8 protein-coding genes are annotated in these 13,521 nt (G+C 65.9%); 1 reads left to right on the forward strand and 7 read right to left on the reverse strand.

Going from position 1 to position 13,521, the window contains the following annotated elements:
* Positions 1-899 precede the first annotated feature (899 nt).
* From ACIRSU_RS04700 to ACIRSU_RS04720, 5 genes are all read right to left on the reverse strand, one after another.
* Complete coding sequence (locus ACIRSU_RS04700; protein WP_403789190.1) at positions 900-1,229, reverse strand: hypothetical protein; 330 nt, start codon at positions 1,227-1,229, stop codon at positions 900-902.
* 166 nt (positions 1,230-1,395) lie between these two features.
* Positions 1,396-3,501 carry a hypothetical protein gene (locus ACIRSU_RS04705; protein WP_403789192.1) on the reverse strand — a complete coding sequence of 702 codons (2,106 nt, stop codon included), beginning with the start codon at positions 3,499-3,501 and terminating at the stop codon, positions 1,396-1,398.
* Positions 3,502-3,786: 285 nt separating this feature from the next.
* Entirely contained in the window at positions 3,787-3,960 is a 174-nt protein-coding gene (locus ACIRSU_RS04710; protein ID WP_403789194.1) for a hypothetical protein, read from the reverse strand.
* Positions 3,961-4,090: 130 nt separating this feature from the next.
* Positions 4,091-4,615, reverse strand: coding sequence for a hypothetical protein (locus ACIRSU_RS04715; protein ID WP_403789196.1), 525 nt, complete (start codon positions 4,613-4,615; stop codon positions 4,091-4,093).
* Positions 4,581-4,961, reverse strand: a complete 381-nt coding sequence (locus tag ACIRSU_RS04720) for a DUF6221 family protein (RefSeq protein WP_403789198.1) — start codon at positions 4,959-4,961, stop codon at positions 4,581-4,583. The genes ACIRSU_RS04715 and ACIRSU_RS04720 overlap by 35 nt, the downstream gene beginning before the upstream one ends.
* A gap of 95 nt (positions 4,962-5,056) precedes the next feature.
* On the opposite strand from ACIRSU_RS04720, the gene ACIRSU_RS04725 reads away from it, so the two are divergent.
* On the forward strand, positions 5,057-5,827 hold the full coding sequence (locus ACIRSU_RS04725) for a transposase (protein ID WP_403789200.1): 771 nt from the start codon (positions 5,057-5,059) through the stop codon (positions 5,825-5,827).
* Between the two features lie 77 nt (positions 5,828-5,904).
* Here ACIRSU_RS04725 and ACIRSU_RS04730 read toward each other — a convergent pair whose 3' ends face one another.
* Positions 5,905-6,441: a hypothetical protein gene (locus tag ACIRSU_RS04730; RefSeq protein WP_403789202.1), complete on the reverse strand. Its 537-nt coding sequence runs from the start codon at positions 6,439-6,441 to the stop codon at positions 5,905-5,907.
* 8 nt (positions 6,442-6,449) lie between these two features.
* Positions 6,450-13,205, reverse strand: coding sequence for a polymorphic toxin-type HINT domain-containing protein (locus ACIRSU_RS04735; RefSeq protein WP_403789204.1), 6,756 nt, complete (start codon positions 13,203-13,205; stop codon positions 6,450-6,452).
* Positions 13,206-13,521: the final 316 nt, after the last annotated feature.

Consider the following 13,521-nt stretch of genomic DNA (forward strand, 5'->3'; position numbering starts at 1 on the left):
GCCGTGGGGACGTCCTCGCGCTGACGCCGGCGACGTCATCGCCGCCTTCACTCGCGACAGCCGGCGTACTCCGAGCACCCTCTTCGCAGCCGTCATACGGCCGCTCGACTTCGTCCATGGTGGTGCCGCGCACCCAGGACGATCTGGATCGGCTCGATCAGCCCAGGAAGCTCAACCGCACCTGCCGCTGCGGGTTGCCCTTGTTCGTGTCCACCAACCTCCGTTAGGACAACTCGAGCCTACGTCGCCGGCGTCGCCTGGGGGACGCTGCATGCTGGGATGAGACTGACCTGACCGGGCCCATAGCTCCGGAACGGTGCGTTTAGCGCCTCCTCGCCCACCGCCAGGGCATCTGAGCGGCTGCTCCGCCAGGTCGTAGCGAGATCGAAAACCCCGAACCTGGCCCCGGTATCGTATCCATTGCCGCTTGCCGTCGCCTCCGCCTATGACGATCCGCCTGTGAGCGCCGGGCGGCTCCGGCCCACGATCTTGTCTCCGCACCTTACTCACCCTGCATCGAGTGGCAGACGCGGCTCAAGGTCCGCCAGGCTCCCCCACGACGACACCACCTGAGACCCTTGGGGCGGAGTGGGCCGACGTGGGGATCCACGAACTGCCGCATTGGAACCGAACCGAATACCGGAGAAGGCACCCTGCGCACCAACAGATCCAGTCGCGGTGGAGGTGGCTCGCAACGACATACTCCATCCGCCGACGCGTGCGCTCTTCGAGAAGCATGCGTCCGGATCCTGCACCGAGCCCTCTCCCGGCCACCCGAACGCCGCCACCCCGGCATCAATGGATAGCACCGCCGGGACGGCTACCAGGACTCGTCCGGGAGGCCTTCCAGCGACTGGCTTGTCACACCTCATCCATGTGCTCGCCATCCCACCACGCATTCACCTCGATTTACACCATACGAAGAACTCCTCGAGCAGCTCAAAGAGAACCGAGACGGCCTCGGCGTCCTCTTCGGAAGTGAAGTACCGAATGTCCGGCAGCGCACCATCTGCGTAAATCTCGCAGAGGACCAGATGCGGCCAGTAAAGCTCCGGGCGCCCTTTTCCGCGCGGAACGAGCCAGCTATGAAAATCTTTCAGAATGAACTGACCGGACCCCTGCTCGTATCCGTCGAGAAATGCACACGTCCCTTCGTACGTCTGACGCATCACATAGACTCCATGATGCCTCTTCAGTTGAGGAAAAAACTCAGGCAGCGACATATTCATGCTCAGAATCCGAACTCGATATCTTCCCAGTAGTCGAATCGTGTTATGCGGCCCGCTACCGGCCACCGAACGGGCTGTTCGCCGCGATCTTGATGCGGACCACGTGCTTAAGAACATGCCCAGGGCCCCTGCCCTCGACGAGGCCGAACTGGTCCAGCCCGGCCACCTACGCCTCCGTGTGCGCGGCAGGCGAGACAACGCGGTTGGCGATCCTCTCCCAAAGTGAGGGCGTATGGGCCCTCGGTGGGACGGGGAGTCGAACCAGTTCCTGGAAGCGGGGATCCGACCGCAGCTCCGCGAAGCACGGGTCGCCTTGAGCGCTCTTCTTGTCGCCCTCGGTGACGACGGCGCGCCGCAGGTCCTCGATCGCGTACCCCCACTGTTGTCGGCGAGCTGTGTCTCCTTGAGCGGGACGCCGAGCGAGGAACATGTGCAGACAGGCGTGGTCGTAGGCAAGTCGTGGTGTAGCGGGGGGCCCGTCGTGAGGGTGCTGTCCCGTGGTGGTACCCGTTTTGATGTTCTGCAGAGCGTCAAGACAGGCGACGACGACCCGGGCATGAGGATGCATCAGGGATTGCAGCCGCCGTAGCTCGGTCCCCTTCCAGGAGACCTTGTCAGCGTCGCACAGCCGATCGAGCTCGGTGGCGGACTTACGGGCGCTGCTCAGCATGGCCTTGCGCTCCGCGGCCGTGCCTTTGCCGTCACTGTATGCGTTCAGCCACTGGGTGGCGCTGCTGTAGAGGATGCGCAACTTCAGTGGCATCCAGCCCTCTTCTCCGTCGCCCACCTTCGAGACGTGAGATTGCCTGTAATGCCGGTCGATGGCCCGAGCGAACGCCTCGTAGTCGGTCGTGTCATACGCCTGGTGTTCATGATCTGCCCAGAGGTACTCGAACCTGGCAAGTTCGTTTCCCGGGTCTTCGTTGACGGCCGTGGCAAGCAGTCGCATCTGGGCAGTGACCCGGTCGTCCTCGGCAAGCAGTGACTTGCTGCGCGCAATCACCTGTAGTGCCACGCTTCGCCACTGAGAGGCGCCGTACAGGCCGTCCCGCAGCTCCTCGTGTACGGCGCTGAGCTGGACGAGGATGAAGGCAGCTGCGCCGGTGAGCATCTGGGCCGTGGCCCGCTCCTGGTCCGAGTCCTCCGGCAGACGCAGGTCCGGCCGGCTGAACACGGCTCCCGCGGCGTGCTGGCCGTTGCGGGACAGAGAGGCCGCCACACGGTTGTCATCCACGAGGGTCACCCGGGCGCGCCAGGTGAGGTCGGGCCGGAGTGCGAAGAACAAGCGAGTGAGAGTTCCGACGATCTTCCCCGCTGGCAGAACGCTGAGCTCGTCCACGGGGATCTGGCTCAGCGGGGTGGCGCCCGGTGTGGAGGTGGCCTTGTGCAAAGACTGCGGAGTCTCTGTTCCCAAGCCCTTCATGCGGGCCAGGAGGTAGTCGGAGGAAGCGGCGCTCACTCCGCCGTCTGCCTTCTGGACCTCGACCTGTAGACGCAGGTTCTGACCCCACGCCGCGGCCGTCAGAAGCACACCGAGCGCCGTAAGGGTGATGTGCACGAACATGAGACGGACGTCGAAGCTGAGCCCGTCGGCCAGCTGCACCGTGAGGATCCCGGCCACTGTGGCCACGCCAAGGGCAACGAGCAGTGCACGCCAACGTGGCCATGCCGCCTTGCCTGCGGCCCAGACCGCCAGCCCCGCGGCACCAAAGCCGACGACCGCGATCACCAGCTGTCCAAGCCGGCACTCGCCCCAGGTCGGCGTAAAGGGGCTGAACATGGCGAACAGTGGTGCCATGATCGCTGCCGCGCCCAACAGGACTGTGCCCAAGATGCCCGCGGTTCGCCGGATCCACGTAGGCCAGACGACCGCGTCCACCTTCACCAACCACCGTGAGCACAGGCCCGCCAGCGCGTAGAGGATGAGAAATCCGATCGCGCCCAGCACGACAAGGCGGCCCAGCGGTAGTGCCCAGTCATTGTAGAAGCGGTCACCGTTCGACACCGCCGTCGGCAAGGGCTGACTCTCCAGGTTCGTAACCCGCGCGATTCCGGCGGCTGCAGCGGCGCTCCCCGAATCGATCTCCAGGGCCGCGTCGAACTTGCAGCGGGCTCCAGGAAGATCGCCGGCACGGATCAGCAGCTGACCTGCCGTGACCAGCTCGGCCGCGTCCTGAACCGCCTCGCTCACCAGCCGGAGGCCTTCCACGGCGCACTGCTGCTCACCGTCGCTCACCTTCACCGACTCGTAAAGCTTCTTCGCCCGGTCCAAGGAACCCGCCAGGCGATGACCGTCAGCAGCGTTACATGTCTGCTGCGCGACAGTCTCGTCTGCGGGGACGGCCCCGAGAGTCGTGGCCAGGACCAGCCCGACGGCGACCAGGGATCGAATGAGACGCCTCCACATAACTGGCAATCAGGACCCAACAAGCCCGATCGGCGGGCCGCGACACCCCGACGCCGGCATCGGAACAGCTCTCCCGTGCAGCCGCGGAGCCACCACCTGGCCGAAGGCCGCAGCTCGCATACGTACGCGCTGCCGCTCCAAGGCGTCGGTCTACTCACGGCCCTCGGGATCCGCGTGGCAGACCGTGACCGCGCGGACCTCGTCGCCGAACGAGACGGCGAGGTCAGGGGCGGAGGGCCCGTTCGCCAGGAGCAGCCGCAGCCGCTGAATAACCCGGCACACCGTCGTCGGCGAGCAGCCGAACAGCGGCGGGAACTGCCGCATGGTGAGGCTCCGTGCGGTAGTACCCGGCCACCCGCACCCGGTCCGTCGGCGGTCGGCGGTCGGCACCACAACCGGCCGTCCCCGGGCCCGCTTCCACCTGTTCCCCCACCATTCGCAGCAGCCGTTCGACTCAGCCCCAAATGGGCTTCTCGTGGTTCTCCGGTTCGTCCTTGAGGAACGTGTCCAGGAATCTGCCCCAGCCCAGCGCGCGTTCGGTGACCGTGTCCTTGTTCTTTGTGTCGTTCATTTGGACGCTGGACTCCGAGTACCACACCCTGACGACTACGTTGTGCCGTCGGAATTCGAGCCAGGTGTCGTTGTCTCTGGTGGGCTCGTTGATGTAGTCGGTCGCCTTGGCGAGTTGTTCGTCAGCGACTGTCTTCATCGCTTCTTCCCCGATGTCGTCCGCCCTGCTCGTCGTGGTGGTGAACTCGAGGGTGGTGGTGCCGGGTTTGATGGTGGCCATTTCGGCTTTCGCGGCTGCCACGGTCGGGTACAGCTTCGCGCTGATGATCAGCCGGAACTTGTTCCACTTCACGCTGTCGGCGCTGCCCCACCCGCAGTTCGCCTCCTTGCTGTTGTTGGTGCTGTCTAAGGGCTGTCCCGTAAACGATCTCTGCTCAGGGGTGTCTGGGATAGTCAGGGTGATCGACATACGGTAGGGCAAGGTCGAGCAGGTCGTCGCATGGCCAGGGTTCGCCGTCGTACTGGCAATCATCGCGGTTGTCCCACGGTAGTTCCGGGTCGCCGATGGCTGGGCTGAACTCATGGCGGTCGAGCACGCGTCGCTTGGCCACGACCTCTCGGAGGACGCGAGCCGGGTCGTGCAGCGCTACATGTAGGGCGATCGTGGGATGGAATCCGGCGAGTTCTCCTTGGCAGAAGTCGACGGTGTGCCCTTGAGCGGTCCACTCCCCGCATCCGTCACCGTCACAGCGTCGGGCCAGGTCGGCCTCTTCGTCCAGCCGTGCGTGGAGGAACGTCACTAGATCTTGGCTCATGGGGTCATCCTGGACGATGCGCCGCGGCCCGGTCGCCCAGTTTTCATGGTGCAGCAAGCTCTGGCCGGGCGATCGATAGCTGGGATGATCTCGATGTGGCTGGTGTGATCACGGCGTCGGATTCGTCTTGGATAGCCCCGTTCTCCGGGCTGAGTCCGCGCGCCTTCGGGAAGCTGGTGACGGTGCTGCGTCGCGCAGGTGCGGACACAGCCCGCAAGGGCCGGCCGTGGAGCCTTCCGCTGGAAGACCGGACCCTGCTGGTCACCGCCTACTGGCGCACGAACCTGACCATGCGCCAACTCGCCCCGCTGTTCGGGATCTCGAAGTCGGCAGCGGACCGCATCATCGATCACCTCGGGCCGATGCTCGCGCTCCAGCCCGGCAAGCGGTTCGCGAAGGACACCGTGCTCATCGTGGACGGCACTCTGGTCCCCACCCGCGATCACACCATCGCGGAGCGGTCGAAGAACTATCGCTACTCCACCAACCACCAGGTCGTCATCGACGCCGACACCCGCCTGGTCGTCGTGGTCGGCCGGCCGTTGGCCGGGAACCGCAACGACTGCAAGGCGTGGGAGGAGTCCGGTGCCAAGGCTGCCGTCGGCAACACCGTCACGATCGCCGACGGCGGATACCCGGGCACCGGACTCGTCATCCCCCATCGGCGGCAGCGCGGCCAGACCGAACTGCCGGGCTGGAAGGAGGAACACAACAAGTCCCACAAGCAGGTCCGGGCCCGGGTCGAGCACGTCTTCGCCCGCATGAAGACCTGGAAGATCCTCCGCGACTGCCGCCTCAAGGGCGACGGCGTCCACCACGCCATGCTCGGCATCGCCCGGATGCACAACCTCGCCCTCGCCGGATAGGGAAGCGGGCCGCACGGCGGCCCACCACCCTTGAGACGGCCAGAAGATCATTTACGGGACAGTCCTTAGTTACGGGCTCACGGAAGTGACGGAAAAACTTGCACCCACGCTCTCAAACGCGGATCAAATTCCTCTCCGGAAGCCAGCCTGGAAAGTGCCAGTCCAGGCGATAGGAGATTCTTGGCAGCTCGCAAACGTCGGATCTGCGAAATATCGAGAGACCGCCAATCGGTCGATAGAGTTCGAGCCTCTTCGGCCGACATCGGAAGCTCCTCAAGCAGGATCTCGATTAGCTGGCGCGGATCGAGGATATCCAATCCAGCGTTCGGTCGGACCTTCTGGAGCAAGGCGAGGGAGAGGTTCAGGCGGCGAATTACGCTCTCACGATGATCGATTGCACCCGAGGCCACTGCAGTTTCAAGAGCGTATGTGAGCGCCGCCGAGCACGTGCCCCAAAGCTCCGTCGACAGTTCGCCGAAACCGTCCGCCAGGCGCATCGTCAGCAGCTCGACAACACCGAGCCACTGGCCCGGTCCCAGCTCAGCCCGCGTTAGGGTGCGTGAGGCCAGGACCTCGGCAAGAGATCCCAGGTCGAGGGACGTCAGGTCATCCAAGCTGTTCATTAGAAGTGAATCCCCGCAGACGCAAATGCTTCCTTACCGATTTCCAGGCTCTCACTCGATGGCAGGAAATGGCCGCTGTGGTTGTTGATGTCCAGCCCAAAGTACCCGTCCCCCACGGAGCCTGCGATATCGGCCTCACCAGCCGCCCGAACCGGAGCCCCTCGGGTCAGAACCGAGTGCGAAATCTCTTGGCCATTGACGAACTTCGGCATGATCACGAGGCTCCCGTCCTCCCGAACTGCCCATTTGACAGCCCCGGAGCTAATTGCAGAATCAAAGCCAGCGGATCCTGGGCCGGCCGGAGTTACGCCCAACCTGTCAGCCAGAGCCAGCTCCCTATCGAGAGTTCCCGGCATTGTATTGGGGAAAAGATCACATCCGCTGTTGTGTACCAAGATCGGCGTGTTGCCAGCGAGTACATAGTACGTGTGGAGGCCATCAACCGTGAGGTTGTACGTGCGCGCATGCTGGGTGAATGAGCGGTTGTGGGTCACAGTGACGGTGGTGCCGTCGTCAGTGAGGAGTGTCGCGCCTGGCCGGAGGCGACCGGCTTCGACCCATTTGAGCTCGGAGGGCGACCAGAAAGGGTGCTCATGGGTGGCAGTGAGCTTCTCGGGTCCGTCCTCGGTCGCGATCGTCAGTTCATTGAAGTACTTGTCGCTGTCGATGCGTATCAGGCGGGTGACCTTGCGGCTTCCGGACTCTCCGGTCTCCGGGTCTGTGGCGGCGACTTCGTCTCCGATTCTGATGTCTTCGATGTCTTTGGTGGAGCCGTCGGCCATGAGGACGTCCGTGCCGGCGAGGAAGCAGTTGCAGCCTGCGCCTCGCGGGAACAGCCCCCTCAGCTTTCCCCCTAGCCTTTCGAGGAGTGGACCTGCGGCAGCTCCTGCGCCGAGCGATCCTCCGGCGGCGAGCTCGACCTCACCAAGCGCGGCGCCGACGCAGACCTCGGCAGCGAGTGAGCAGGTGCCGATGACCGCGATGGCGACGCCGATCCATGGCTGCTTCGGGTCGAGGAGGCCGATGTCGGCGGCCTGCGCACAGAAGGCCTGGTAGTGCGAAGCATTGCTGGCAGACTGGCAGTTACCGAGCGCCCACTGGTGGATGGCATCCGAATACTTGGATGCGAAGATTCCCCGATGGAGCATTTCTTCCGGGCTGGGGATTGGTACGCCGGCGATGGTGGGCTTTTCGTTCTCGGTCGACGTCGTGTCCGGCGAGGGGGTAGAGCCGCCACCACTGGCAGTCCCGTGCCCGCTGTTGTCCCTGGCTCCGTTGTTCTTGTCCTTGCCGGAGGCCTGGTCCGGAGTGCAGTACTTGATGTCCCAGGAGCAGGTGCCGGGCGTGGAGCCGATCTCGAGTCCAGTGGGATCGCTGAGGGTGACGGGCGAGTTGTTGGCGTATGCGTAGCCCTGCATCTGCTGCGGGTCGTCGGCGTGCATCACGGGATCGACGCTGATGAAGCGGCCTGTGACCGTGTCGTAGTCGCGGGCGCCGATGTGGGTGAAGCCGGTGACGGCGTCGATGTCTCCGCCGACGAAGCCCTTCTGGCCCGGCCAGAACGTGGGTGCGGTGCCTCGAGGGGCCCCGTAGGGCAGGGTCTTGCGCCGGTTCACCGCGAGGGTGGTGGCGCTGACGGACAGCTGGTTGGTGCCGTGGTGGTCGGCGATCAGCAGGCGGACGCGGCCGTCGCTGCTGGTGCGGACGGCGGACCCACCAGGGACGCCGTAGTAGCGGGTACCGGCCAGCGTGCCGGTGGATTTGGTGAGGACGAGTTCCTGGCCGCCGGGCAGGTAGAGGGTGGTTGCCGTGGGTTCGCGCTTGAGGATGCGGGTGCCTTCGGCGTCGTACAGGAATTTGGTGGTGGCACCGGAAACCACGGAGGTGGTGAGCCGGCCTTCTTCGTTCCAGGTGAGGTCCTGGACGGCGCCGGTGGCGGGGGTTCTCTTGGTGAGGTTGCCGGTGGCGTCGTACTCGTAGGCATCCCCGTTCGCAGCTCCGCTTGCGGTGACGGTGCGTACGGCGTGCGGCTGGGCGGCGCCTGCGGTGGTGGGGTACGCGTAAGTGCGGATCGTGTCGATGGTGACGGGGCCGGCCTTGTGTTGGGTCTCGGTTGCGCGGTCACTGGTGTTGGTGAAGGTCCAGCTGGTCCAGTACGGGTCGACGGCGCCGAGGGCCGGGGTGCCACTGCCGTTGACCGGCTTGGTGGTGCAGCCGTCCGCGGTGGTCCAGGCCTCGGAGAGGCGTCGGGCCCAGTCGTAGGCGAAGCACTGGTCGTCGACGACGGTGCCGTCGTTCTGGTCGTCTCGGATCCGCGTGACGTTGCCGACGATGTCGTACGTGTACTTGATGTTCGACAGGGTCTGGGGGCCGGATGCCTCCCGGTCGACGATCGATGTGGCGAGGCGCCGCGTGACGGTGTCGTACCCGAGGGTCTGGGTGACCGTGGCGCCGAGGTTGCCGAGGGATGCCTGTGCGAGCTCGCCGAAGGGGGTGTAGCTGGCTCCTCGCAGGTAGACCTGGGACAGGGTGCCGTCGACGATGCCGAGCTGGTCCTGGGCGCCGTAGTGGTTGGTGACGGTCTCGGCGGGCAGGGCCGATGTGGCGTTGGTATTGCCGGTGCTGTACGCCGTAGTGGCGGGCAACCCGTTGACCGGTGTGGAAGTGGTCGCGACGGTGTAGGTACCGGCGAGCTTCTCCTCCCCCGTCACTGACGGGATCGTCACCGTTGTGCCGGTGGGCTTGCCTACGGAGTCGTAACCGACGACGGCCGTCTTGTAGGCGGCAGCCGGTGTGACGGAGGTGTCGTAGCGGGTGGACGAGGCGAGCAGGCCCTTGCCTCCAGGGGCGGTGTCGTAGGCCCATTCGGCCAGCTTGGTTCCGGTGACCGAACCAAGGCGCAGGCTCGTCCGGCGCCCCAGTACGTCATAGGTGGTGGCGAGCGTCTTTCCGCGGGCGTCCGTGGCTGTCTGCACACGGCCGTCCGTGCCGTAGAGGATGCTGCCGGCGCCCTTGTCGGGGTCGTTGGCAGCGGTCTGCCGACCGCGGAGGTCGTAGCTGTATGTCCAGGAGTTGCGGCCGGACGGGTCGGTGACCTTCGTCAAATTTCTGGCCCGGTCGTAGGAGTACGTGGTCTTCTCGTACTGCTCGACGGCAGCGCCGATGAGCGGGTTGCGGTCCTTGTAGTGGCGCAGCTCCGTGGTGCGGCCGCGGATGTCGTCGATGGCAAGGGTCGCGGTGCCGCCCGCCGGGGGGAGGGTCGCGGTCCAGACGTCGCCGTAGGAGTAGGTGGTGCGCCACTTCTCCACGTTCAGTGACAGGGTGACCGCGGCGGTGGGGCGCCCGCGTCCGTCGAATTCGGTGAGGTTCGAGGTGGGGACCTGGTTGGGCGTGACCACGAGCATCGTGGTGGAGACGGCCTGGTCGTTGTAGAAGGGGGCGTTGGTCTGGAATGCGCGGCCGTGGGTGTCGTAGAAGGTGTCCGTGACGGTCCGGCCGGTCACTCCGATCGCGTCCGACTGTGTTTGCCGCTCGCGCAGGAACGAGTCGTAGATCGCGATGCCGGTGCCCCAGGTACCGTCCTCGTAGAGCTTCTTCGTCGTCACCGTGGACGGCGCACTGGCGGAAATGTTGTACGCGAAGGTGGCGTTGGGATTCGGGCTGGTCGCCCGGCCGGCGCTCCAGACCTTGGCGAGTCGGCCGAGTGCATCGTATTCGCCAGTGGCCGTTCGCTGGTTGGGGTCGGTGACCTTCAAAGTGGCGCCACGGAGCCCGTCCAGAGTCGTGGTGGTGGCGAACCCCTTGGAGTCGGTGACGGTGACGGTCGTGGGCTGGGAGCCCGTGGCGGGGCTGAAGGCCGTGGTGACGGCCTGGCCGTCCTCGCCAGCAGCGGAAACAGTGCGCCCGTAGTCGTCGTAACCGGTCTGGTTCGTGGTGTCCCAGTCCAGTTGGCCGCTGGCATTGAGCCTGGGGGCCTGCTCGGTCTTCGTCCGGTTCGCCTGACCGGGCTTGGGGGCGACGCCAAGTGCCTGTCCGTCGTAGTAGGCACGTGAGGACCCGGTGATGGCGGATGCAGGGTAGGCCTGGTCACACCGGTCCTGCGCGACGGTGGTGACCTGTGCAGCGTAGGAGATCAGCCAGTTGGTGGTGTCGGGGGTGACGTAGTCCGTCCGCGTGCACTTCGGGTCGACCCCGTGTGCGGTGTCGCCGTCGTCCCCCTCGGAGGTCATCAGACCGTAGACCGGTTCGTAGACGCGTGTGGTCGTCAGCGTGCGCCATGCTGTGCCGTCATCCCGGAGCGTGGCGGTGGCCTCGGTGACCGTGCCTCCATGGCGGGCGACGGCGTCCGGCAGCACCGGTCCCGGGGTGCTGGGCTTGTCGGGGTCGGTGATCCCCGTGATGTTCTGGGTGGCCGTCGGCTCGGATTCCCACGGGGTGGAGGTGGTCTTGGCTACGACCTTGCCCCCGGATCCGTCCTTGTCGTAGGTACGGATCTGGGCGGGCCGACCGGCGAAGTCCTCGCGGTCGGTGATGCCGTTGATCTTGGCGACGGGTCTGGGGCTGCCGTCGGCGAGGGTGTCGCCGGCCATGCCGAGGAAGTAACTGGTCTCGCTCTTGGTGCGGTTGGTGGCGCCGGTCAGGGTGCGTACCGTGCCGTAGCCGCGGAAGACGTTCCAGCTGCGGTCCTTGTCGACGGTGAACTCGGAGGCGTCGCGCCGCCAGTTGGGTCCGTCCTCGTATTCGAAGGTCGTGGTCTTCGACTCCGACCCGGTGCCGGCGGTGGTGTCGTCCTCGATCACCTGGGTCACCAGGTACTTGTGGAACCAGTCCTTGACCGGGTCGACCGCGCCGTCCGGCGTCCACCACGACGGGTAGCAGCGCTTCGTGTTCTGGTCTGGGGAGGACGGCAGGGTGGTGGAGGTGCACTCGGCTGGGCTGTACGAGACGAGGGTGTCACCGCCGGTCTCGTTGGTGACCCGCGTGATGCGGTACTTGTTCAGGGGCGGCCGTCCCTCGGCCGAGTCCACCCGGTTCGGCATCGGTGTGCCGCCGAAGGTGGTCTTCGGGAGCGTCAGGTCCGTGAGCGCGCCCGCCTTGCCGGTGTGCTGGATTGACGCCAGCCATAGCGCGGGCCTGGAGACATCGCCCGTCGCGGGGAAGGACTGCTCCAGGGTCCACGTGTCCACCGGCTGCATCGTGGTGCCCTGCAGGGCGAAGGTGTTGATGTCGGTCAAGCGCTTGCGGGACCAGAAGGAAGGGGACGGCTGCAGGCACTGCTTGCCCGCGGTGCAGTCCAGGTCCACCGGTACGTCCGGCCAGTTGCCGGCATGGTCTGCGTCGAAGGTGCCGCAATTGGCGAGGCACCGCTCCGCGGCACCGAACGTCACACGGCCCGCGGGGTTGGCGGTCGTGGGGACGGCACCGGCGCGCAGACCGTAGTCGATGCGGTTGAGGTAGCCGCCACGAACATAGGGGACCGGGCTGTCGAGCTTGAGATTCTGGGCGTAATAGCCGGTCTCCTTGGTGTAGTACAGGGCCATGGCGTTGTTGTGGGGATCAACGACATAGTCGAGATTCCAGCGCCAGCCCTGCGTCGCGGCCGAGGAGGCGAAGTCCGCTCCATGGCCCGGCTCACCGCTGTGGTTGCCGTAGACGGGGACGGTGAAGACGGAGTTCGTCTCCTCCTTGCCGCTGCTCCACCCGGGAAGGCGGTTCTTGCCGAACCAGTACTGCGTCCCGTCCAGCGAGGTGATTTTCCAGTACTCGTAGTCCTCGTCGCCGTTCACGTCGTTCGGGGCACTGCCCAGGATCTGCTCGACGCGTGAACCATCGTCGGCGGCGAGCTTCCACGCCTTCTTCCCCTCGTCCCATACCAGAGAGGTGGAGCTGCCGTTCAGGGAGAGGGTCGCGTTCTGCGACTTCCAGCACAGGTCGCCGACCTTCTCCGTGTTGTTGCCGCCCTGCTTGTCGTTCTCGCAACCGGCATAGCGGCGCTCGATGAACCCCGGCGAGTAGTCCCAGCCCTCACCGATCCACGACGTCTGGTTGTTCGTCGACGACGTCCGGCCATCCACCGCCGAGGAGTTGTAGGACAGCTCCACCTTGGGCAGCAGCCCGCCAGGGACAGGCGGCGTGGCGAGCGGAACGCTCCAGCCGAAGCCACCGGAGTTCCCGCCGGCCGACCATGCCCCTGACGGGGACAGCGAGGTCGCCGTGAACGAGCCCTCTCCACCGTCCGTGGCTGCCACGGCGGCCAGCACCATCATGCTGTCGTTCGCGGCCGTGGTGGTGAACGACTGCTGAGCCGCGCGTTGAGACGCCGGAACTCGGGCCGGGAACGCCGCGGTCGCGGTGAGCGTACGCCCTTCGGTGTCGTTGCGCGTCGCCAGCGGTACAGCCTTGAGGCACTCGGGCTTGTTCGGATAGGTCAACGCGCAGGCGGGCAACTGGACCAGTCGCAGCCGCGAGGACCAGCCTGCGCCGAAGGCCGGCTCGATGCCGGCATAGTCGATCTGAACGTCCACGGATCCGGGAGTCGCCCCAGTAGCGGTGGCGGTCGGCTCGATCGACATCAACAGGCCCTGAATCCCGGCCCGCTGGGTGGTCTTCCGATCAGCGAGTGTCACCCGCACCCGGTCCGGGCCGCTCGCGTCGCCGTGCCCGAGCGCTGTCTTGACCTTGGCAGCTGGGGTCGCCGGCCGGCCCAAGTGGACCGGCAGTGTCCCTGCCTTGACCAAGCGGCGGGGGGTGGACATCCTCGCCCTCGGATCCGACGCAGGGGGCAGCGTGACATCCGCCTGACCCGCGCTCGGCCAGGCAACCTTCTTGGGCGGCTGCCAGGGGTTGCGCTGAGACGGTGAGATTTTCTCGGTGCGGCTGACAACCAGGTCGGTACCCGGCACAGAGGCGGTCTTCTGTACGGCCCGCGGCGCGAAGCCATCAGTGGGTTTCGCTGACGACTCGGGAACGGAAAGCAACGAGACGGTCAGAGCGGCGCAAAGCACACCGACCCACGTGGTCCTTGCATGACGCAGCTGCCCTGGCGGTCTGCCCGAAATCGGCATGCCAAAG

It is taken from the genome of Streptomyces sp. NPDC101160 (assembly GCF_044768205.1).
GTDB lineage: Bacteria > Actinomycetota > Actinomycetes > Streptomycetales > Streptomycetaceae > Streptomyces.